35 protein-coding genes and 1 tRNA gene are annotated in these 22000 nt (G+C 45.6%); all 36 read left to right on the forward strand.

The annotated features are described in order from the left end of the window. The first annotated feature begins 5 nt into the window (after positions 1-5). The 36 genes from DWY93_RS01765 (at position 6) to DWY93_RS01930 (ending at position 21937) form a co-directional block, all read left to right on the forward strand. On the forward strand, positions 6-284 hold the full coding sequence (locus DWY93_RS01765; RefSeq protein ID WP_055285948.1) for a LysM peptidoglycan-binding domain-containing protein: 279 nt from the start codon (positions 6-8) through the stop codon (positions 282-284). A gap of 93 nt (positions 285-377) precedes the next feature. Continuing rightward, positions 378-698 (forward strand): hypothetical protein, encoded by a 321-nt coding sequence (locus DWY93_RS01770; RefSeq protein WP_147324181.1) that lies wholly within the window; start codon positions 378-380, stop codon positions 696-698. Between the two features lie 5 nt (positions 699-703). After that, positions 704-1276 carry a hypothetical protein gene (locus DWY93_RS01775; RefSeq protein WP_117471670.1) on the forward strand — a complete coding sequence of 191 codons (573 nt, stop codon included), beginning with the start codon at positions 704-706 and terminating at the stop codon, positions 1274-1276. Further along, entirely contained in the window at positions 1276-1662 is a 387-nt protein-coding gene (locus tag DWY93_RS01780) for a hypothetical protein (RefSeq protein ID WP_069431140.1), read from the forward strand. Before DWY93_RS01775 ends, DWY93_RS01780 begins: the two co-directional genes overlap by 1 nt. Before the next feature lie 3 nt (positions 1663-1665). After that, on the forward strand, positions 1666-1950 hold the full coding sequence (locus tag DWY93_RS01785) for a hypothetical protein (RefSeq protein ID WP_117471671.1): 285 nt from the start codon (positions 1666-1668) through the stop codon (positions 1948-1950). An 11-nt stretch (positions 1951-1961) separates the two neighbouring features. Beyond that, positions 1962-2366: an HNH endonuclease signature motif containing protein gene (locus tag DWY93_RS01790; protein WP_117471672.1), complete on the forward strand. Its 405-nt coding sequence runs from the start codon at positions 1962-1964 to the stop codon at positions 2364-2366. Further along, positions 2359-2763, forward strand: coding sequence for a VRR-NUC domain-containing protein (locus DWY93_RS01795; RefSeq protein ID WP_117471673.1), 405 nt, complete (start codon positions 2359-2361; stop codon positions 2761-2763). The genes DWY93_RS01790 and DWY93_RS01795 overlap by 8 nt, the downstream gene beginning before the upstream one ends. Next, the gene (locus tag DWY93_RS01800; protein ID WP_117471674.1) at positions 2764-3063 is read left to right on the forward strand and encodes a hypothetical protein; all 300 of its coding nucleotides are present in this window, start codon (positions 2764-2766) and stop codon (positions 3061-3063) included. It begins immediately after the preceding gene. After that, positions 3060-3311, forward strand: coding sequence for a hypothetical protein (locus DWY93_RS01805; RefSeq protein ID WP_117471675.1), 252 nt, complete (start codon positions 3060-3062; stop codon positions 3309-3311). The genes DWY93_RS01800 and DWY93_RS01805 overlap by 4 nt, the downstream gene beginning before the upstream one ends. Then, positions 3292-3852: a hypothetical protein gene (locus DWY93_RS01810; protein ID WP_117471676.1), complete on the forward strand. Its 561-nt coding sequence runs from the start codon at positions 3292-3294 to the stop codon at positions 3850-3852. The genes DWY93_RS01805 and DWY93_RS01810 overlap by 20 nt, the downstream gene beginning before the upstream one ends. A gap of 13 nt (positions 3853-3865) precedes the next feature. Next, positions 3866-4069: a hypothetical protein gene (locus DWY93_RS01815; RefSeq protein WP_117471677.1), complete on the forward strand. Its 204-nt coding sequence runs from the start codon at positions 3866-3868 to the stop codon at positions 4067-4069. Continuing rightward, complete coding sequence (locus DWY93_RS17045; protein ID WP_181968470.1) at positions 4050-4214, forward strand: hypothetical protein; 165 nt, start codon at positions 4050-4052, stop codon at positions 4212-4214. Before DWY93_RS01815 ends, DWY93_RS17045 begins: the two co-directional genes overlap by 20 nt. Then, positions 4211-4507, forward strand: coding sequence for a hypothetical protein (locus DWY93_RS01820; RefSeq protein WP_117471678.1), 297 nt, complete (start codon positions 4211-4213; stop codon positions 4505-4507). The genes DWY93_RS17045 and DWY93_RS01820 overlap by 4 nt, the downstream gene beginning before the upstream one ends. Positions 4508-4643: 136 nt before the next feature. Continuing rightward, positions 4644-5222 (forward strand): hypothetical protein, encoded by a 579-nt coding sequence (locus tag DWY93_RS01825; RefSeq protein WP_117471679.1) that lies wholly within the window; start codon positions 4644-4646, stop codon positions 5220-5222. Between the two features lie 2 nt (positions 5223-5224). Then, positions 5225-5297: transfer RNA gene (locus DWY93_RS01830), tRNA-Arg, on the forward strand. 50 nt (positions 5298-5347) lie between these two features. Then, the gene (locus DWY93_RS01835) at positions 5348-6109 is read left to right on the forward strand and encodes a ParA family protein (RefSeq protein ID WP_117471680.1); all 762 of its coding nucleotides are present in this window, start codon (positions 5348-5350) and stop codon (positions 6107-6109) included. A 30-nt stretch (positions 6110-6139) separates the two neighbouring features. Next, entirely contained in the window at positions 6140-7570 is a 1431-nt protein-coding gene (locus DWY93_RS01840; RefSeq protein WP_117471681.1) for a ParB N-terminal domain-containing protein, read from the forward strand. 2 nt (positions 7571-7572) lie between these two features. Continuing rightward, complete coding sequence (gene dcm, locus DWY93_RS01845) at positions 7573-8547, forward strand: DNA (cytosine-5-)-methyltransferase (protein WP_117471682.1); 975 nt, start codon at positions 7573-7575, stop codon at positions 8545-8547. Between the two features lie 12 nt (positions 8548-8559). Next, on the forward strand, positions 8560-8802 hold the full coding sequence (locus DWY93_RS01850) for a hypothetical protein (protein ID WP_117471683.1): 243 nt from the start codon (positions 8560-8562) through the stop codon (positions 8800-8802). 156 nt (positions 8803-8958) lie between these two features. Further along, complete coding sequence (locus tag DWY93_RS17050) at positions 8959-9099, forward strand: hypothetical protein (RefSeq protein ID WP_181968471.1); 141 nt, start codon at positions 8959-8961, stop codon at positions 9097-9099. A gap of 44 nt (positions 9100-9143) precedes the next feature. Then, complete coding sequence (locus DWY93_RS01855) at positions 9144-9626, forward strand: sigma-70 family RNA polymerase sigma factor (RefSeq protein ID WP_117471684.1); 483 nt, start codon at positions 9144-9146, stop codon at positions 9624-9626. Between the two features lie 195 nt (positions 9627-9821). After that, a complete protein-coding gene (locus DWY93_RS01860) occupies positions 9822-10634 on the forward strand; it encodes a phage terminase small subunit-related protein (protein WP_117471685.1) in 813 nt (270 codons plus the stop codon). A gap of 173 nt (positions 10635-10807) precedes the next feature. Then, positions 10808-11299 (forward strand): hypothetical protein, encoded by a 492-nt coding sequence (locus tag DWY93_RS01865; RefSeq protein WP_055285907.1) that lies wholly within the window; start codon positions 10808-10810, stop codon positions 11297-11299. Beyond that, positions 11280-13112, forward strand: a complete 1833-nt coding sequence (locus tag DWY93_RS01870; protein ID WP_117471686.1) for a phage terminase large subunit family protein — start codon at positions 11280-11282, stop codon at positions 13110-13112. Before DWY93_RS01865 ends, DWY93_RS01870 begins: the two co-directional genes overlap by 20 nt. Further along, on the forward strand, positions 13113-13349 hold the full coding sequence (locus DWY93_RS01875) for a DUF6148 family protein (RefSeq protein ID WP_069431154.1): 237 nt from the start codon (positions 13113-13115) through the stop codon (positions 13347-13349). A gap of 146 nt (positions 13350-13495) precedes the next feature. Beyond that, a complete protein-coding gene (locus DWY93_RS01880; protein WP_117471687.1) occupies positions 13496-15130 on the forward strand; it encodes a phage portal protein in 1635 nt (544 codons plus the stop codon). Then, entirely contained in the window at positions 15072-16241 is a 1170-nt protein-coding gene (locus tag DWY93_RS01885) for a head maturation protease, ClpP-related (protein WP_242990498.1), read from the forward strand. Before DWY93_RS01880 ends, DWY93_RS01885 begins: the two co-directional genes overlap by 59 nt. A 14-nt stretch (positions 16242-16255) precedes the next feature. After that, entirely contained in the window at positions 16256-16591 is a 336-nt protein-coding gene (locus DWY93_RS01890) for a hypothetical protein (RefSeq protein WP_117471688.1), read from the forward strand. A gap of 16 nt (positions 16592-16607) precedes the next feature. Beyond that, positions 16608-17663, forward strand: coding sequence for a major capsid protein (locus DWY93_RS01895; RefSeq protein WP_117471689.1), 1056 nt, complete (start codon positions 16608-16610; stop codon positions 17661-17663). A gap of 65 nt (positions 17664-17728) precedes the next feature. Continuing rightward, complete coding sequence (locus DWY93_RS01900) at positions 17729-18007, forward strand: hypothetical protein (protein ID WP_242990499.1); 279 nt, start codon at positions 17729-17731, stop codon at positions 18005-18007. Next, complete coding sequence (locus DWY93_RS01905; RefSeq protein ID WP_055285891.1) at positions 18004-18570, forward strand: phage tail protein; 567 nt, start codon at positions 18004-18006, stop codon at positions 18568-18570. Before DWY93_RS01900 ends, DWY93_RS01905 begins: the two co-directional genes overlap by 4 nt. A gap of 6 nt (positions 18571-18576) precedes the next feature. Further along, positions 18577-19074: a hypothetical protein gene (locus DWY93_RS01910; protein WP_055285889.1), complete on the forward strand. Its 498-nt coding sequence runs from the start codon at positions 18577-18579 to the stop codon at positions 19072-19074. Between the two features lie 16 nt (positions 19075-19090). Then, positions 19091-19471: a hypothetical protein gene (locus tag DWY93_RS01915; protein WP_117471690.1), complete on the forward strand. Its 381-nt coding sequence runs from the start codon at positions 19091-19093 to the stop codon at positions 19469-19471. 3 nt (positions 19472-19474) lie between these two features. Then, on the forward strand, positions 19475-20905 hold the full coding sequence (locus DWY93_RS01920; RefSeq protein WP_117471691.1) for a phage tail protein: 1431 nt from the start codon (positions 19475-19477) through the stop codon (positions 20903-20905). A 16-nt stretch (positions 20906-20921) separates the two neighbouring features. Next, a complete protein-coding gene (locus DWY93_RS01925; protein ID WP_117469246.1) occupies positions 20922-21440 on the forward strand; it encodes a phage major tail tube protein in 519 nt (172 codons plus the stop codon). Positions 21441-21514: 74 nt separating this feature from the next. Continuing rightward, positions 21515-21937: a phage tail assembly protein gene (locus tag DWY93_RS01930; protein WP_055285881.1), complete on the forward strand. Its 423-nt coding sequence runs from the start codon at positions 21515-21517 to the stop codon at positions 21935-21937. Positions 21938-22000 lie beyond the last annotated feature (63 nt).

The following is a 22000-nucleotide window of genomic DNA, read 5'->3' on the forward strand; positions in this document are numbered from 1 at the left end:
AGAACATGAAGTGTAAATTTTGCGGGGCAGAAGTAAAACTGGGCGAACGGTGCCAGTATTGCGGGTCAGTCGCAGAAGCGTTCTACTACAAGCCAGAGGAACCACCGGAGGTTGTAGGGAAAAACTTAACAGACCAGAAAGAATATACAGTGCAAAAGGGTGACAGTCTTTGGAGAATTGCGCAGAGGTTCTACGGAAACGGTGCCGCCTGCTACGCACTGGCACACAGAAACGGCATTAAGAACCCAGATTTGATATATCCGGGGCAGGTATTGAAGATTTAGGAGGAAAAGAGCATGAAGCAGCAATGGGAACCACCGGAACTGGAAGAAATGCAAGTGGTCATATTATCACTGCACCAGAAATGGTGGCAGAAAATGGCAGCAGGTGAAAAGGTTCTGGAACTGCGGAAGACAAAGCCACAATGCAAAGCGCCGTTCCGGGTGCTGGTGTACGTCACGGGCGGCGTGGGAATAGTTGGTGAATTTATCTGCCCGGAAGTTCTGGAAATCAAGAACTTTGAAGAAGCAGAGAGAAAAAGCAAGGTTCCTGCACATGATATTCACAATTATGCAGCAGGGAGCAGAAACAAGGTGTACGGCTGGGAAGTTTCCACAGTCAGAGAGTATGAAAAGCCACTGACGCTTGAAACACTGGGAATAAAACGGGCGCCGCAGTCGTGGCAGTATGTGAGGTAAAAGACATGGACCAGATACAACGTGACAAGATAGCTGCAAAGCTAAAGAAAATAAAAGCCCTTGCAGAACGTGGCGTGGGCGGTGAAAAAGAAACCGCAATGCGAATGTATGAGGACTTAAAAGCCAGATACGAACTGGAAGACGAAGAAATAATGCTGGACACAGTGACGCTTCACTGGTTCGGATATGCAGACGAATTGGAAGAAAGGGTGCTGCGCTGGATTTTCTACAAGGTGACAGGTGACGCAAGTTACCACATATACACTGGAAAATACAGCCGCAGGAAGAAGCGTGGTTGTGACTGCACAGAGATTGAAGCGGCAGAAATAACACTGCTTTACAATTTCTACAAAGAGGAATTGAAAAGAGAACTGGAAGCGTTCTTGGTGGCGTTTAGGTGCGGCAACGACCTATACCCAGACGAAACGGCACGCTGCTATAAAGAAAATGACGTAGAAGCGCCGGAGAGGACAGACGAAGAAAAGCGAATGTTGAAAAAGGCTGCGTGGTATTCAAATTTTATGGACAAGAGAAAACCGCCAACGGCACTGATAGGAGAACCGGAGGAAGAAGACTGATGGAAGATAGACAGAAAATCATTGCAAAGTTGGTGAAAATAAAAGCACTGGCAGAACGTGGCATAGGCGGGGAGCAGCAGACAGCGCAGGTGATGTATACCACGTTGAAAGAAAAATACAAAATCACCGACGCAGAAATTGAAAAGGCGGCAGCAGTCCCGGTGGACATTTCAGAAATTGACTTGAAGAAATTCTGGGGCATAGCTTTTCAGCTGGCAGCAGTCGCAAAGACATTGCAGGAAGAAACGGACATTTGCACCGCCTGCCCGTACACATACACGGACGAACAATGCACGGGCTGCGGTACATACTGGAATATGCGGGACTTACGGCTGGATTTTGAAGCAATACAGCAAAGATTGATAAAGGCGGCAACGGAGGGATAAAGCATGGCAGTGAGGAAAGCAAGAAAACCAAAACACCAGAAAAGCGAATACCCAACATTACCGGGGCAACTGGGGTATCTTAACAGCTACTATTGCCCGGTATGCGGAAAGCATTTGTTTTCAGCATACGACAAGGACATGAAGAAAGACCGGGAAGACGGCTATTACTTCCATGTGTCAAATGACTTCAACTATTGCAGCAAATGCGGGCAGTTGCTTGACCTTGACGAATGGAAGAGAAAAGAAGAACCGCCGGAAGCGGCAGAAGAATTGAAATTTGATGATTAAGAGGTGCAGGCATGGCAGAGGGAAGAAAAGCAATATCAAAGGCAATGCGGCAGCAGGTGTATGACAGCTTGAACGGTCACTGCGGGTATTGCGGTTGCAAAATCACAATCAAAGAAATGCAGGTTGACCACATAGAAGCCGTGTACTTGCACGAAAAGGAACTGAAAGCCGGGAAAGTACAAGAGATAAACAGCATTGAAAATTATATGCCAGCGTGCCGGGCGTGCAATTTCTATAAATCGACAATGAGCGTTGAAAAATTCAGAAAGCAGCTGGAAACATTACCGGAACGGCTGGAAAAAGTATTCATATACAGACTGGCGAAAAAGTACGGAATTGTGAAAGAAAATTGCGGAAAAGTAAAGTTTTACTTTGAGAATGTAAAGACAGGAGGTGAAAACGAAGCCAATGAGTAGAGCATATTACAGAAAGCGCAGTGAAGCCACAGAGCAGGAAAGAGTTATAAACTGGGCGACGTTCTACGCAAAGGACTTCCCAGAACTGGACTTGCTGCACCATATCCCAAACGGCGGCAGCAGGAACCAGCTTGAAGCGGCGAACCTTAAACGGCAGGGAGTAAAAGCAGGCGTGCCGGATTTATGCTTGCCAGTAGCCAGAAACGGAAAACACGGGCTTTATGTTGAAATGAAGTGGGGAAAGAACAAAACCACAGAGAAACAGGACTGGTGGCTGGAACAGCTGCGGCAGCAGGGATATGAAACGGCGGTTTGCTGGTCAGCAGAAGAAGCAATGGACGCAATAGCGGCTTATCTGGGAGTTATGGAGCAGACAGGAAGAAAGGTGGAAGAGTAAATGGGAGCAATGGACCACACATTGAAACAGACAGTGCCATATTACAGCGCCATGAAGCGTGCAGGGGCGTTCAGACAGCCACAGAAGCCACAGAAGCGGCAGAAGAGAACGACGCTGACGGAATACAGCCAGAACGGGCAGAAAGCCATATTAAAACCACACGTCACAGTCAATCAAGCCGCAAAGAAACTGTATGACTATGAACAAACCGGATTGTCACCACATGAGGTTGCAAACCTTGTTGAGCAGGTGCAGAACTTGACAAGGCGTGTGAAGAAATACGAAAGCTGGGAAGAATGAACGACGTTGACCGCTGTTTGATATGCGGTGAAGTTATCCCGGAGGGTTCGCAGGTCTGCACCACCTGCCGCAATAAATACGACATTGTGACCGGGGAAACAGAAGAAATGGCACAAGAACTGCGGGACATAGCAGACGTGCTGAAAATCACAGAGGGCACAGACACAAACATTAGAAAGTCAATGGAAAGCATATTGAGGATTGCAGACAGACTGGAAAGGACAAGCAATGGCAAGAAAAGAAGATAAACAGCCACAGTATTTGCCGTTAATCGTAAAAGCAAAGTTACATACTGGCGGCAGGGACTATGAGAAAATCAAAGAGGAATTAAAGGGGCAGGGCTTCACCTGCAAGCAAATGAAAGGCATGGTGCGTGAGGGCAACTACTTTGACGGAATAGTGTTGTATTTGTCAAAGTGGAACTGGGACAACCACGAAAGCTGGCACCTTTACAACTGGGACGACAAGGACGACAAAGAAGTTATGCTGGGCATATATGAAGCCGAACAGTACCACCCACAGGCACCGTATAGATACAGAGATAATTTTGAGAAGTTCCAGAAAGACTGGACAAGCGGAGAGTATGACCCCGGTATGACATTCACTTTCAAGGACAGCGAAGTTGAAGTGCTGGAAGTCCTGCAAGAAGAGGTGGACAACATAGACCACGAAGCAGTCAAAAGGCAGGTGACAGCAGCAGAAGACGCCCAGTACCAGAAGAGAAGAAAACAGCGCCAGCGACGCAAACAGGCAAGCAAGGGCAGCAGATACCATAGAAAGTTCTTTTGATGGAGGAATAAAGATGGCGAAAAAGAAGCGGAAGTATTACAGCGGAAAAGAATTGCTATACCGCCGACAGCTGCAACGGCAGCAGGCAGAGGAAGAAGAAAAGACAAATAATATCAGAGTACGCCAGCTGCACCAGATAAACGCAAGCAGCCGGGCTATTGGCTGGGCAAAACAGAAAATGAGGGAGGGAAAGAACAATGATTGCATTTCTGATTGAGATTGTAAAAGCACTGGTAACATTCTTTGCGGTCTGCGTGGGGCTGGGTATTTTATATCTGGTCTTTGTAGTAGTCAGAGAAGTTGGCTGGGAGGTAAGAAGACAGAACAGGGAGAAGCACAAACAGGAGGACAAAGAGGAATGAAAGCAGAATTTTTCAAGGCGGTGTGTCCGTTAGAGATTGGAGACACGGTAGCAATCAAGGTATCAAAGGACGGAGAAGCAAAAGAAGCACTTTATCTGCCGCAAGGTTGCACGGTGATTACAACGGCAGCAGTTGCACTGCATAAGGTTACAGACATTGCGACGCTCCACTATCTGAAAAAAGGTGAAACACAGTTCTTGTATGAACTGGACGGCTGCGGGAAGTATGAACCATTGACCGTGAAAGTTCCAGTCAGAGAATTTGCAGACGAACTGAAACGCCGTGACAGATAATAACAAATACTTACGGAAGTATACAAAATATACAAATATACTTCCGTAAGATTGTGCAGAATGTCAATAGATTTTATACTTCCGTAAGTATATAATAAAGACAGTTAAAGAAGTAAAGCAAACGGAGGTACACAAAATGACATTGCAGGAAATCAAAAAAGAATACCAAAAAATGAGCAGACAGCTTAAAAAACAAAATCTGAATTACACTTGCGTAATGAACGCTAAACAACAGAGGTTAGGCACTGCAACAATTTGTTTCTTTTCTTCAATGGACCATGAAGCAAGAATAAAAAAAGCAGAAGCGCAGCTTGCAGATACAGCAGACACAATGAAAGAAGCTAAAAGGTCAGCAAAACAATGGGGAAAAGACATTGACAGACTGCGTAAATGGGCAGCTGACGAAAAATGCAGCACACGTCAAACTTGGATTGATATTGTAGAAGCATACGACAACGGCACATTAGTTGACAGAGAGTATCAAAGAGAAGAAAACGAAAAAAGTTCATGGTTAAATAGTTGCAAGGAAGATTTTGAAAAATACGGAACGCTTGAAGAACAGAACAAAAGAGGAATGGAAAGGCTGGAAGAATTAAAGACAGCAGACCCCGTAAAGGTATTTTGCAAGAACGCAGGAGCGACAATGCGGCTGGAATACAAAGAAGACGGAAATATGACACTTTGGTATTTAAGGTTTTTCTATAAAGAAAATTAAAAGCACGGGTGGCGCAATGGATAGCGCAGCAGCCACCGAAGCTGCCGGGTGCGGGTTCAAGTCCCGCCCCGTGCATTACTGGGAAGCAACTATAAATTCATACCAGATACAAGGAGGAATACCACATGAAAACATTATCAATTATCAATCTCAAAGGGGGAGTGGCAAAGACCATTTCAAGCGTAAATATGGCACACATTCTGGCAGCAGTCAAAGGCTGCAAAGTCTTATTGATTGACAATGACAAGCAGGGAAACGCCAGCAAGATTTTGAACCGCCACAGCTATGACCATAAGGGCACGGCAGAGGTAATGACACAGCGGGGCATTGACCCGGCAGAGGTTATCCAGCACACGGACTTTGAGGGGTTAGACATTATCACAGCAAACATGAATTTGCTTACAGCCAACCTTGAAGTCATGCTGGACCAGTCAAGACCGCAACAGACACGCTTCAAAAAGTTTCTGGACGGTTTACAGAATGAATATGACTACTGCATTATTGACAACGCCCCAGACATTAACATTTCAACCATAAATGCGCTGGTAGCTTCACAAGACGTCATGGTGCCTATAACCATTGATGATTTTGCAATAGATGGGCTGGCAGAACTGAAAGAACAGATTGACAACACCCGTGAGGACTTAAACCCACAGTTGCGCTTCTGCGGTTGCTTTGTCACACAGTACGACAGAACCAATGAAGCAGACACACAGGGCGAAGAGTTCTTGAAGACGCTTGAATATCCGGTGTTTAAAACACATATCAGAAAGACACCAAAAATGAAGCCCAGCACATTTGAAAGATTACCAATCATTTTATATTCCCCACGCTGCGGCGCAAGTGCCGACTATAAAGCGTTAGTGGAAGAATGGTTGAGAATGTGACCAATTCGGACACGTTAGGAGGGAAAGACAATGGCAGGAGCAGCAAAGAAATTCAACTTGACAGAGCTATTAAACCAGCGGTCAAAGGAAGCTGGGGAGCAGCAGAAAACAGAACAGCAGCAGGCGGCAGCAGGCGCAGAGGTTGTCACGTCCGAAGAGGGCGTGAGCAGCACTGCCGATATTTACGACCTTATACCGTCAAAGGGCAATTTTTACAGCGTGGAAGACGTGCAGGACTTAAAACAGTCTATTGAACTTCTGGGAGTGCTGCAACCACTTCTGGTGACTGATGAAGAGGAAGACGGCAAGCGCCGTATCATTGCAGGACACAGAAGACGGCTGGCGGTCATGCAGCTGGTGGACGAGGGAAAAGAGCGTTTCAGACGGGTTCCAATCTTAATCAAGCCGAAGAAAAACGCAATTCTGGACAGACTGGCACTGATTATGGCAAACCGTTTCCGTGAGAAGACAGACTGGGAACGCATGACAGAAGCACTGGAAACAGAAAAACTGGTACTGGAATTAAAAGAAAGCATGAACATTCCGGGCAGAACCCGTGATTTACTGGCAGAGATTATAGAAACGTCCCCGGCACAGGTAGGAAGATACAAGGCAATCTATAACAATATCATTCCAGAACTGATGGCAGAATTTAAGGCAAACAGAATTGTTGTATCTGTCATTTATGAAGCGTCCGGGTTGCCGGAAGATTACCAGAAGCAGGCGGCAGAGGTATTCCGGGAAAATGAAGTGCTGACATTATCAGACATTAAGCAGTTAAAGAAGAACTGGGAAGCGTCGCAGCAGATACCGGGACAGATGGACATTAGCCAGATGGAAGAGAAGCAGGAAGCCGCAGGAACGGCAGAAAGTGCCACAGGCAATGAAACAGACCGGCAGCAGGAAGAAACAGCCGCAGAGGGAGCAGGAGAAGCCACAGAGGGCACAGAGGACGCAACCGGGCAGCAGTCAGAATATGTTGACCCACAGCCGGAGCAGATAACATCACTTTGTTACAGTTGCACGCATTATGAGGATTGCCACGACAAGACAGCAACCGTGACCAGCTGCAACGCCTATGAGAACCGCAGAGAAGCACAGAAGACGGACGAAGAGAGATACAACGAAGAGCAGGCAGCTATTGACCGGGAAACACAAAAGAAACTGCGTGAAATGCAGCAGGAAGAGAAAATGCAGCATTTGCCGTCTGATGAAAGAAAAGAAAAAACAATCAGAGTATCACCGGACAAAATGAAAGCCGTTGCAATCGACCATACAAGACCATACATGATTTTGAAAAATGACGGTTACAGAGAGGGCGACACAGTGAAGCTGATTGAGTTTGCAGAGGGCAGAGCAACCGGGAACACGGCAGACATGAAAATTATCTGCATGGACGACGACACGACCAGCAGCGCACTTGAAGAGGGCTATTGTGTAATAGCGTTGCAGGAGGTGTAGACGTGGTACAGATTTTAGAACTATTTGGGGGAATTGGTTCCCCCAGATGTGCTTTGCGAAATTTGAACATTCCAACAAAAGCCATTGACTATGTGGAAATAGACGAAAACGCCGTAAGGTCATACAATGCAATGTTTGCGGAAGAATTAGAGCATAAAACACAATCAGTGGTGGGCTGGAACCTCAAACCAGATATTCTGATACATGGCAGCCCGTGTCAAGATATGAGTATTGCGGGACATCAAGGAAAAGCAACTGCGGAAGCAGGGAGGATAAACAGAGGAAAAGGAGCAGACAAAGGAAGCGGCACCCGGTCAAGTCTGATGTGGGAAACAATACACATTATTCAAAATATGGGCGAATGGAAGCCGAAATATGTTATCTGGGAAAACGTGAAAAATGTATTAAATGGCTACAACAAGAAGAATTTTGAACAATACATAGCAGAAATGGAAAAGCTGGGATATACAAGCAATTATCAAATATTAGACGCAAGGGACTTTGGATTGCCACAGGCACGGGAAAGGGTTTTCACGGTATCGGTGCTGAATGGTGAAAAGTTCGACTTTTCAGACTTAATCAGAACGCCAATGAAAGACATATCAGAATTTCTTCTGAACAACGACGAAGTGCCGCCAGTGTATGACGTGACGCAACCGAGTGTGTACAGTGTGATTGGAGAAAAAGGCATAAGAAGAGCAACAGTAATAAAAGATTTTGCATACACAATCACGACCAGACAGGACAGAACACCAGCACAGGTGATTGACTGCGGAAACGGGCGTTATAGATATTTAACAGAACGGGAGTGCTGGCGCCTGCAAGGATATACAGACAAGGACTATGAAAGGGCAAAAGCAGTCCAGAAGCGTTCTGGAAGATACAGAATGGCGCTATACAAGCAGGCTGGAAACAGCATTGCAGTTCCGATATTTGAAAGTATGTTCAGAAAGATAATTTTGCATGAAACAGCATAGGAGGTGCGGAAAATGCCAATAAACATGACAGATTATAGAATGATTATCAACGAAAGAGTATACAACGTATTGCAAATTATGATTGATTTTGCAGGACCGTTAGAAGAGGGGAAACCACCAAAGCCGAAGTTTATTGACGCAGTATACATTGACGAAGACGGAACAATAAAAACCATGCGTGATGAAGCGTGGTGCTTCCAGTTCGTGAGAAGAAACGGAGGTGCAGCAGATGGAAAGACCAATAATAATGCTTAATACAGACAATATGCCCGTATTTTGCCGCAATCAGTGCGCAAATACAAAGTGCGCAAAGCATATCACAAAGGCTTATGAGTGCGGAGGGTCATGCTCAATGCGGCTATTGAGAGGGGAACCGGAGTGCGCAGGCTACATATCACGGAGGAAGCGCAAATGAAAGAAAATGTTTGCGTAGACTGCAAATATTATGAAAGCTGCGGAAAACCGGAAAGATACATAAAGTGCATGGGGTACGAAGAGAAAGAATGGCAGCAGGCAGCAGGAGAAAACGCAGTTGACGTGCAAGACGGATAGAAGCCGGGAAAGACTGGCAAAAACAAAGAATGGAGGAAAAACAAATGGCGCAGGCAATGGAAAAAGGCAGGGTTATTGAATTGCTGGAATATTACAAAGACATAGACGGGGAGGTGAGTATATACAGAAAGATTATAAGTGACTTAACGGACCAATACTATAATCCCATTGGCGCTATACAATGCGACGGTCTACCAAAAGGAAAAAATAATATATCACGACAAACAGAAAATATGGCGCTTAATATTCCAGATTATGTCAGCGGCGAAATCAGAGAGTATGAAGCAAAGGTGCAGCAGTTGCAAGACTTAAAGGCGCAGATTTTGCAGGAAGTTTCAAGGCTGAAACTGAAAGAAAAGCGCATTATTTTTGATTTTTACATGCACAACCTCAAATGGGAACAAGTAGCGGTACGCAATTCATACAGTGAAAGACAGTGCAAGAATATCAGAGATACAGCACTTGAAACACTTTCACAGAGGTTTGAAAAGAACCAGATTATTTCACAATTTCAGAGGATTGCATAAGCAATCATTGCCCGCCATTGCCTGCGTTTTACTGGTATAATTTAAGCCAGTGAAGCAGGCTTTAAGCCGTTATATTTGCACGTTGGCAATAGTGGGCTTTGGTGATTTTTTGAATTTACAAAGCCCATAATTTTTTATACTTCCGTAAACTGGAAGAGTTGGAAAGAATGAAAACGAACGAAAAGAGGTGAGAAGATGGGAAGACCACGGAACCCGGAACGGGACAAGTCAATGCAACGCTATCTGGACGCAGACGGCAAGATTGAAACAGCGGAACTGGCGAAGCTGGCAGGGGTGCCAGAAGTGCGGATAAGAAAATGGAAGTCAGAAGACAGCTGGGACGAAGCGCTGAAAAACAAGCCGAAAAAAAGAGGGGGTCAAAAAGGCAACAAAAATGCTGCCGGAAAAACCCCAGCAAAAAAGGGCAATAAAAACGCCGTAACACATGGGGCATTTGCACAGGCGGGATATGAAGACATAGACCCGGAGCAGGCAGCAGCCATACAGAACATGGGCACACCGTCCGCAATGTCACAAATGATGGAGGAATTGCAGGCGCTATATCTGCGCAAAGCCTATCTGGAAAGCCTATTGAAAGAGTATGAAAGCCCAGAAGCAGGCGGCTTTTACACAGATAAAATAGTACACATGATTGTACCAAAGAGCATGGAGGAAAGACAGCAGGAAGAGGACTGCGGCATGAAACACCAGCAGTGTGCAGACCCAGAGGGAAGCAAGACAGAAACATATAAAACAGCCATGAAGTCTGTCATTAAGTCCAGCCCATTTGAACGGGCAATGAAAGTGGAAGCTGAACTAAACAAGCTGCACGGGCGTATCATCAAGCAGCTGGATAGTATCAAGGCGTATGAGTTGGAGGACAGACGCTTGCAGCTTGCAGAGAAGCAACTTGAATTGAATAAACAGAAGCTAACGGGCGAATTTGAGATTGACCCGGACGGAAGCGCCGAAAACGACGAAATCACAGGCGTTGTGGACGACGTTTAATAGGTTCTTCCGGCGGTCTGGAAGCACTGCGGGTACGGCGACGCCCAAAACCTGCCCAGATATAATTTTGAAAATTTCATTTCCGCTTCCGACCCGGTAAAAAATAAAGGGGTAGGGGCTAAAAAAAGAAAAAATGTGACCAATTCGGACACAAAAGAAAGGGGGTGCGGTTTTTGAAAGCGTACACTTCAAAGGCGGTTGCCGCTTGGCTGGATATTTCAGAACGCAGAGTGCGCCAGCTGCGTGACGAAAAGGTTATAACGGAAATCAGACCGGGGCTGTACGACTTGAAGACCGTAAACCACCAGTACATAAATTATTTGCGCAAAAACAACCCGGAAAGTGAAAGCGCAATAGATTACAACGCAGAACGTGCAAAGCTGGTCAGAGCAAAAAGAGAAGCACAAGAACTGGAATTGCAGCTGCGCAGAAATGAGGTACACACCACAGAGGACGTGGAACAGGTAATGACAGACACACTTGTTAGGTTCAAAACAAGGCTTATGGCTATACCTGCAAAGTTAAGCCCCATTCTATCAAAGAAAAAGGACCAGACAGAAATATTTAAGCTGCTGAAAAGCGCCATTGATGAAGTATTGGAAGAACTTTCAGACTTCCAGACAGTGTTTGGGTACGGTGTAGACAATGAAGAAAAACACAGTTGATATGTTCACACGGATTTTCAAAGTGCTGCAACCGCCACCAGAAATGACACTTTCACAGTGGGCAGACAAGTTCCGCAGACTGTCTGCCGGGTCTTCCGCAGAGCCGGGACACTGGAAGACGGCAAAGGCACCGTATCAAAAAGAGATTATGGACGCCATAACAGATATTACAATAAAAAAAGTTGTGATTATGTCGGCAGCACAGGTGGGAAAGACAGACGCAATGGTGCTGAACCCTATTGGATATTATGTGCATTATGACCCGTCACCGATTATGGTTATACAGCCGACAATAGACATGGCAGAGAAGTTTTCAAAAGAAAAGCTGTCACCTATGCTGCGTGATACGCCCGTACTTGCGGACCGTATCAACGAAAAGAGCCGCAACAGCGGTAATACAATCATGCAAAAGATATTTCCGGGCGGCTTTATAACGATTGCAGGAGCGAACAGCCCAACAGGACTGCGAAGCCACACAATCAGAATATTGCTTGCGGACGAAATAGACGCATACCCAGCCAGCGCAGGAAAAGAGGGCGACCCGCTTTTGCTGGCTTCAAAGCGTCAGACTACGTTCTGGAATAAAAAGCAGGTGGACATTTCCACACCGACGGTCAAAGGGGCTTCCAGAATAGAAGTGGAGTACGAAAACAGCAGCCGGGGAGAATGGAACGCACCGTGCCCGTGCTGCGGAGAACTGCAACCGCTGGTCTGGTCAAATGTTGTATTTGACAAAAACGACCTGTCAGAAATCAGATATGCTTGCAGCAAGTGTGGCGTCATATCCAGTGAAGCAGAATGGAAAGAACACTTTATTGACGGAACCTTTGTGCATGAAGACCCAGACAACCCCGTGCGTGGGTTCCACTTGAACACGCTTGCTTCCACATTGACCGCATGGCAAGAAGTTGTTGAAAAGTTTCTGACGGCAAATGACCAGATGAAAAAAGGCAATGTGGAACTGATGAAAGTATGGACCAATACTGAAATGGGGCAAACGTGGGAAGAAGACGGGGAAACCATAGAGGACGACGAACTGATGAAACGCCGGGAGAAATACAAGTGCGAAGTACCAGAAGAAGTGCTGTACTTGACAGCTGGCGTAGATACGCAGGACGACAGATTTGAAATTGAAGTTGTGGGCTGGGGTCCAGAATATGAAAGCTGGGGCATTAGGTATGCGGCAATATACGGCGACAATTCAGATATTAACAATCAAGTGTGGCAAGACCTTGACACATTCTTGCTACAAACCTTTGAAAAGCCGGACGGAACGAAAATGAAACTGTCATGTGTCTGCATTGATAGTGGAGGACACAGAACCAATCAAGTATATAAATTCTGCAAAGCCCGGTTCAATCGCAGGGTATTTGCAATCAAAGGTTCAAACGATAGCGCCGCAGCATATATCCAGAAGCCGTCAAAAAGCAACCGTGAGGGCGCATACCTTTTTACACTGGGAGTTGATACCGGAAAAAGCCTGCTTATGGACAGACTAAAGCTGGAGGAAGAGGGACCCGGCTTTTGCCATTTTCCGAAAGAAGAGGACAAGGGATATGACGAAAAGTATTTCAAGGGCTTAACGTCAGAAAAAAAGGTAATGCGTTACAAGATGGGCAGACCATATTTTGCGTGGGAACTGAAAGACAAAGGCGAACACAAACGAAATGAAGCGCTGGACTGCCGGAACTATGCAACGGCAGCTATTGAAATTATCAATGTACCATTGAAGAAACCGGACAAAAAGAAAGAAGCCACGGTAGCAAAGAAAATTGTAAAACGTGGCAGAAGAAGAAGTGGAGGAATTTTATAAATGGCAGGAATTACACTGGAAACAGCAAAAAGACACCTTGACGCATGGCTGGAAGCGGAACTGGCGGTGACAAACGCCCAGTCCTACACAATAGGCAGCAGAACAATGACGAAAGCAAATCTGACCGAAATTAGGAAGTCTATTGAATATTGGCAAGGGAAAGTCACTGCGCTTGAAAATGCGGCAAAATACGGCGGCAGGAACCGTGCAAAACGATTTGTACCACGGGATTTATAAAACATTGCCCGTGATTGCCCGTTTTGGGGCTTTATTTCCCCCCATTGCCCGCAAAAATGGGGTAATATTGTAGCGTGAATAAGTGAGAAAAGACAAAAAGCAGCCGTGAAAAGCTGCTTTTTTCATGCAATAAAGGAGGTGAAAACGTGGGAATTGCAGCGGGAATTGACAAAGCAATAGCAGTTGTGGCACCGCAAACAGCACTGAAACGTACTGCGGCAAGACAAAAATTGCAGATTTTGAACAGTGGGTACAGCAATTACGGTGCCAGCGTAGTGAAAAAATCACTTGCAGGGTGGCTTCATGCAGGCGGCAGCAGCCGTGAAGACATAGAAGACAATGTTTCGATACTGCGACAGCGTACCCGTGATTTATATATGGGCGTGCCTATTGCAAACGGCGCTGTCAAAACCATGCGAACCAACATTGTTGGGCGTGGGCTACGTTTGAAGCCTAACATTGACGCAGAATTGCTGGGCATATCACCAGAGGAAAGAAGAACGCTTGAAAAGCAGATTGAACGTGAATGGAATATCTGGGCAGAAAGTACAGATTGCGACATGGCACGAATTGACAACTTTTATGAGTTGCAGCAGTTAGCTTTTTTGAATTGGCTTATTTCTGGGGACTGTCTGGCAGTGCTTCCGGTCAAGCCACGACTAAACCAACCGTATGACCTGCGTGTGCAGCTGATAGAAGCGGACAGGCTATGCAGCCCGGACAACTGCGACACCATAGACAATAAAATTGTTGGAGGTGTGGAGGTTGACCAGTCCGGGGAAGTTGTAGCGTATCACATAGCAGACCACCACCCGTTGTCCTACGCCTATGCAGATATTAGCTGGCAGAGGGTGGAAGCGTTCGGAAAAACAACAGGAAGAAGAAACGTGCTGCACCTTATGAACCGTGAACGAATAGGACAACGCAGGGGCGTTCCGTTCCTTGCCCCGGTCATTGAAAGTCTGAAACAGCTTGGAAGATACACGGACGCCGAACTGGTGGCAGCGGTTGTGTCCGGTATGTTCACGGTGTTTATTGAAAAGGCAGACGCAAGCAGCGAAGACGCAATAGGAAGCATTATACCGGAAGAAGTGCAGGTGGACGCAGAGGACGAAACCACCATTGAACTTGCGCCGGGTGCCGTTATCGACTTAAACGAGGGCGAAAAGGCACACGACATGAACCCCGGCAGACCAAACGCCAATTTTGGCGGCTTTGTAGAAGCTATATGCCAGCAGATAGGCGCCAGCCTTGAAATACCTTATGAATTGCTTATGAAGCGCTTTAATTCCAGTTATACAGCCAGCAAAGGCGCACTGGAAGAAGCGTGGAAAATGTTTAATATGTACCGGGACTGGTTAGCAACAGATTTTTGCCAACCAGTATATGAAGAGTGGTTGACAGAAGCGGTTGCAAAAAGACGTATCAAGGCGCCGGGCTTTTTTACCGACCCAGTGATTAGAAAAGCGTATTGCGGGGCGAAATGGAACGGACCGGCAAAGGGTATGTTAGACCCGGTAAAAGAAGCAACAGCCGCAGAAAAGCGTGTGCAGAATGGCTTTAGTACACGAAGCGACGAAACAATGCAAATGACGGGTACAAGCTACTACAACAATATTGAACAGTTGAAACACGAAGAAAAAGAGTTAAGAGAGGTGAAGAAAATTGCCAATGCCAATGCAAACAAGCCAAAATCCACAGCAGCCGCAGCAGGCGCAGGGAATGAACCAGCAGCAGGACAACAGGACGCCGGGCAATCCATACGGAGTGACGACGAATAAATTCTGGAATTTTATTCCAGCAACAGGCGACAAGCCGCCAGAACTGCTTTTATACGGAGCAATTAGCAGCCAGCAGTCATGGTGGGAAGACAGGGTGACGCCACAGCAATTCAATCAAGAACTTGCGGCGCTTGGTGATGTGCCAGAAATTATCGTGCGCATTAACAGCGGCGGCGGTGATGTGTTCGCAGCAAATGCGATTTTTACGAGATTGAAAGATTGTTCAGCGAAAGTGACAGTCAAAATTGATGGCTGGGCAGCTTCCGCAGCCACAATCATTGCTATGGCAGGCGACACAATCAAGATTGCCAGAAATGGTGTATTTATGATACATGACCCAGCAATGACAGTCTGGGACACTTTCAGAGCAGAAGACTTTTTGAAGATGGCTGATGAACTGAAAGTGATTAAACAAAGCATTGTCAATACATACGCCAGTAAGACTGGCAAAAAGACAGAGGACATAGAACAGCTTATGTCAAATGAAACATGGTGGACGGGCGACATTGCCGTTGAAAACGGCTTTTGTGATGAATTGATGTTTGAAGACAGCACAACAGTTGTTGAAAATTCTTCAAAAATCGTTGTCAATTCAGTGCCTATTGACGTTTCCATGTTCAAGAGTATTCCAACCCAGTTATTAAACAGCCCGCACAATCAAAATCCGGGTAGTTTAGTAAATAGTGCAACAGAACCTATCAACAAGCCAAAAGAAAAGGAGGAACCAGAAATGGCAGCACCAGAAAACAAAATCACAACGGTTGACGCACTAAAAGCCGCATACCCGGATTTAGTAGCGACAATCCAGAACGAAGCCGCAGCCACAGAACGCGCAAGAATTAAAGGCATTGAAGACTTGGCAAACGGCAACTATGCAGCACTTGCGACAGACGCAAAGTTTGAAAACCCTATTTCTGCGCAGGAACTTGCAGTAAAAATCATTGCAGAGCAGAACAAAGCGGGTGGAACTTACATTCAGAACCGCCAGCAGGACGCACAGAACAGCGGGGCAAACAGCGTATCTGGCGTAACACCGGAGGACAACGCAGGCGGTGACGGAAAAGACCCGTTCAATGCCGCTATTGACAAGTTGTTTCCAGATACAAAATAAGGAGGTAGCGCAAAATGAGTGAATACGCAGTAGAGAAGAGAGAAACAGCGCCAAAGAATTTCTTTGCTGGCGACTTCCCAACAGTACCGGAAACGGGAGTTGCAGGCGCAGAAATCAAAGAGTATGCACCAGTAATGGTTGACACAGAGAACGAAAACAAAATCATTCCGGTTGCTGCAACAAAAGAAGCGAACGCAATCGGAATTTCTGCGGCAGCAGCAGGAAAGGGCGAGCCAGTCACATATTATTTGACAGGTGAGTTTTTCGCTGACGCATTAAACCTTGAAGCAAGCGCAGATTTAGCAAAAATCAAAGAAGCACTGCGAAAAGTATCAATCTTTTTGAAGTAAGGAGGATAAAACAATCATGGCAAATGAAGTATCTATTTACGAACCACGAACAATGGGCAGAGTGGTTCAGAAGTTACCGCCCGTGCGTACTTTTTTCAGAAGTACATTTTTCAAACATGAAGAAACATTCGTGACAAAGAATGTTGATGTTGATTTCAAGAAAGGAAGCAGAAAGGTTGCGCCGTTTGTCAGCCGTGTAATTGGTGGAAAGGTAGTGCCAAACACTGGCTATGAAACAAAGACCTACACACCGCCTTTAGTTGCACCGGAAAAGGTCACAACGGTTGACGACCTTTTACAGCGCAGACCGGGTGAAAGCCTTTATTCTGGCAGAACACCTGCGGAACGTGCAGTACTTAAAATGGCTGATGATTTCAAGGAACTGCGAGAAATGATTTTACGCCGTGAAGAGTTAATGTGCGTACAGACCATTTTTACTGGCACAATCCCTATCATTGGCGACGGAGTAAACGAAGTGATTGACTTCTCTTTTACAAACAAAGAGAAAATCACAACAGCAGCGAAGAAGTGGACTGCTGACACTTCCGACCCTATCGCAGATTTGAAGCGCTGGCACGAAACCGTACAGAAGACCGGATTTGTAAACTGTGATATTTGCGTTATGGGTGGCGACGTTGCAAATGCGTTTGTAAATCATGCAAAGGTGCAGAAAATGCTTGATGTGAAAAACTTCAATCTTGCGGTTATACAGCCTAAACAGTTACCGAACGGCGTCACATACCTTGGAACCATTCACGAACTGGGACTTGATATTTACAAGTACAATGAGTGGTATCTTGACGACTGGACAAACCCGAACAAACCGGAAGACAAGCCGCTTGTACCTGCTGACAGCTTGGCACTGTTAAGCACAAACGCTGATTATTCCATGTACTATGGAGCAATCACACTTATTAAGGAGCCGGACGGCAACTTTATGACCGTAGAGGGTAAATATGTACCGGACACATGGACAAAGCGTAAGCCTGCCCGCCGCTTCCTCAATCTGTCTTCTGCACCGTTATGCGTTCCGCATGATGTAGACAGCTGGTTTGTTGCAACGCCTATCTAATGGACTTCAAAGCACAGCTTGCCAGTGACATGAAAGTGTTTCACAACTGCGGAGAAATGGCAACTATGACTGATATATGGTATCAAGGCAAGAAACACTATTTGCCCATAATCATTGACCACACGGCAGCCGACGAACGGCAGAGAGGAAACGGGGACAATGCAGAGGGCATAAACCGTGCTTCTTGTCTGGTCTATATGTCATTATATGATTTTGGTTGCGTTCCCAAAAAAGGACGCCAGCTTGAAATTGACGAAGCCGGGGCAATCAATATGTATAACATTTCAAAAGCAGACTGCGAGGACGGGGAAATAATTCTTGAATTGGAGATGTTGGAAGAATGATTGAAATAACATCTGACGCAATAGAAAGAGTGGGAACCCTGCTGGCAGACGTTCCAAAAGGTGCAGAAAGAGTATTTGCCAGCGCTATGAACCGTGGTATTTCCAGAGTGAAGACACAGGCAATAAAGCAGGTAAAAACCGTATATGCCGTAAATGGCGCAGCACTGACGAAAGCAACCAGAATAAATATAACCAAAGCCAGCACGGGAAACCTTGCGGGCTTTGTTTCGTTTTCTGGCGTGAAAATACCGCTGTACAAATTCAAAGTAACGCCGACGAAGCCCGGAACTGGAAAACAGGTGCGGGCAGCAGTCAAAAAAGGTGGCAGCGGGACCCCGTTTGAAGACGCTTTCGTTGCAGAAATGAAAAGCAATGGTCACACAGGAGTATTTGAGAGGACAGGGCGCAAGCGTTTTCCGATTGAAGAGAAAATGGGACTATCAGCAGCACAGATGGTAGGGAACGAAGATATTATAGACGGGCTGGAAAAGGAAGCACAAGAACTGGTAAACGAAAGAATTATACACGAAATGAACAGGATTTTGAACGGTTATGGAGGGTAAAGCGTTATGACACCAGTTTTTTTGTTAGAAGAATTGCAGAAATTCATTAGTTCCAAAACGTCTGACATTATTTTGCCAGTGCGAACCAGAACGGGAAGCAACGAAGAAAAAGAAAGAGCAGCAGCAGTTTATAAAATGGGGCTGCCGGAAGCAGACGACGTACAACAGAAAGTGCCATACATTCTGTTAAAGTTCCTAACAGGGACGGACGACAAGAAAGCAGGCGAACCAGAGGAAGACAGCTGCAAAGTAAGAATAATATTTGCGGTGTATTCAGAAGATGGGCAGGACGGACCACTGGCACTTCTTAATCTGATTTTGAGAGTGCGCAGCGAATTGAAGAAAGCCGGGACAATCGGCGGCGGTCAATTTGCTTTGGAACTGCCGCTGGAATATATCGTATATCAAGACACCACGCCGCCATATTACATGGGCGAAATGGTGACAAATTGGAGTATGCCAGTCACGCAACGTGATGTGGCAGAGATTTTGCACAATTTATAGACAGGAGGAAGACGAAATGGCAAAAGCGACCACAGCAAGCGCCACAGTAGCCGAAAAGGACGCTGAAAAGGTGCAGGCGGTAGAAAATACCACAACAGAAGAAAAAGCCGTAAAAACGGCAAATACGCAGTCGGAAACAGTAAAGCTGATTTACATTGGACCGAACCTGCCAAAAGCAATGCTGCCATGCAACAAGATTTTTGAGGGAACAGACAAAGAGATTGAAGAAGAACTTTCTTTCATTCTTGAAAAGTTCCCGCTTGTAAGAAAAATGCTGGTTCCCATTTCCGAACTGGCAGACAAGAAAGACAAGGTGAAGACAACCGGGAATGTATACAACAAGTATTATTCAGACTTAAAGGCTGCCGCCCTTGCATACGCAGAACAGGAGGTATAACAAATGAGTGACGTATCACATGGAGTAAACGCCAGCAAAACAAACAATGGCGCAATCACGCCCGTGTCCGTAGATACTGGCGTACATTTTGTGGTTGGAACAGCACCCGTGCAGATGGTAAACGGAAAAGTAAATGAAGTTATTATGGCTTCAAGCTACAAAGAAGCAGTGCAGGCGTTGGGATATTCCGACGACTGGAAGAAATACAGTCTTTGTGAAGAGATTTACACAGCGTTTACATTGTTCAATTCTGCACAGGTGTTCTTTGTAAATGTTCTTGACCCTAAGAAACACAAGAAAACAGTTGATGAAACACAGATGGACGTTGTAGACGGTCAGATTGTATTACCTGCGGAAGCAATCGCAGACAGTGTGGAAATCACAGGAAAGACAGCCGGGGAAGATTACGAAGTATTTTACAGTGACACAAACTGCATTGTGGAGTTCTTAAAAGAAACCACGGGCAAACTTACTGTGAAATATGACGCCGTGGACGCTTCACAGGTCACAAAAAGTGATATTATCGGTGGTTACAGCGTAAGCACACACAAGACAACCGGACTTGAACTGATTAACAATGTATTTCCGCTTTATACAAAGGTTCCAGACCTTATTTTGTGTCCGAATTGGTCACATGACGCAGAGGTTGCAGCTGTAATGTCTGCAAAAGCAGAGAATATCAACGGACTGTTTGAGGGTGAAGCAATTCTGGACATTGACTGCACAGCAGAAACCGGGGCGACATACTACACGGAAGTGCCAGCATGGAAGAAACAGAAAAACTTCACAAAAAGAACAGAAGTTGTCTGCTTCCCTAAAGTTGCGCTGGGAGATAGAGTTTTCAATCTTTCAACACAGCTTGCAGCCAGTATGTCAGCCGTAGACAATGCAGAAGAGTACGGCGGCGGTACACCTTGCGAAAGCGCTTCAAACAAGGGCATACAGGCAGATAGAATGGTTACTGCGGACGGTTCGGAAGTAGTCATGGATATTCAGCAGGCAAACTACTTGAATGAAAACGGCGTTGTGACCGCACTTAATTTCTTTAATGGCTTTGTAAGCTGGGGAAATTATACGGCTTGTTATCCCGCCAACACAGACGTGACGGACTATTTCTACTGTATCAACCGTATGTTCAAGTGGGTTGCAAAGACACTTATTTTGACGTACTGGAACTACATTGACAGAGGAATTAAAAGACGTCTGATTGACGCAGTTGTGCAGTCAATCAATGATTGGCTGGCAAGCCTTGCAACTGATGAAAAAATCATTGGTGGACGTGTGGAGTTCAACGAAAGCGAAAACAGCACAAGCCAGCTTGCAGCCGGAATTGTGCGTTTTCACATTTATATGACGCCGCCATCACCAATGCAGAAAATGGACTTTGTGCTTGAATATGACTTGTCATATCTTGCAGCACTGGTGGCAGCATAACAGGAGGTGAAACAGAATGTCAAAAGTTGACGAATTAGTTATTAACTATGCGATTTACGAAGACGCCGTAGAGTATCTGGGAACCACAGAAGTGACACTGCCAGACTTGGAGTACATGACGGAAGAGTTGAGCGGCGCAGGCATTGCGGGAAATATCGAAGAAATTATTATCGGTCACTTAAATGCAATGTCAACAACTTTCAATTTCCGAACTGTCACAGCGGCAGCAGTCAAGCTGATGGAACCACGGGTACACAGAATTGACCTGCGAGTTGCACAGCAGAGAATGAACCTGCGCACAAGCGCAAACGAAGTGTCCGGCGTTAAGCACATTATGAAAGTAAAGCCGAAGAAGACAGCACTTGGAAAAGTTGCGGCAGCTTCAACAGCTGATGTAAGCGGTGAATACGCCGTTTCATACTATGCAATGTACTTGGACGGTTCAAAGGTAACGGAAATTGACCCGTTAAACTTTGTGTGCATTATCAATGGCAAAGATTACTTAAAGGACGTCAGAAAAGCATTAGGCAAGTAAAAAAGACAGCAGGAGCCAGCGGGAAGACCGCTGGTTTTTTCCTGCCTAAAATCAAAGATATGGAGGAATAAACAATGTCAGATACAACAAATACAACTGAAAACATGGAGCAGGTAACAGAGCAGGAAAAGGAAATGCAGGAAGCACAGGCAAGCGGCGTGGTCAATTTTGACGACAAGAAGAAAGACAAGGAAGAAGACGGCAGTTTGAATTATACACACACATTCAAAAAGCCCAGAGAGATTGAGGGAAAGAAGTATACAAAATTAACTTTCTATTTTGACAATCTGACTGGTGAAGACATTGAAGCAGTAGAACAGGAACTTGCAGACCAGAACAAATATGCACTTTCACCGGAAATTTCCTCTGCGTTCCAGTGTATTCTTGCGGCAAAAGCTGCGGGGGTTGCTTCTGATGAAATCAGACGTCTTCCGGTAGGAGATTACATGAAGATTAAGAACAAAGCAAGGGATTTTTTAATTGCTGCGGGCTATTAAAAATTAAAGAACCCGCAAAGTTCATAAGAAAGCAGATATACAAAATGTCAAGGGCTTCACATA

Source organism: Clostridium sp. AF28-12 (assembly GCF_003435225.1).
Classification (GTDB): Bacteria; Bacillota; Clostridia; order Lachnospirales; family Lachnospiraceae; genus Pilosibacter; species Pilosibacter fragilis.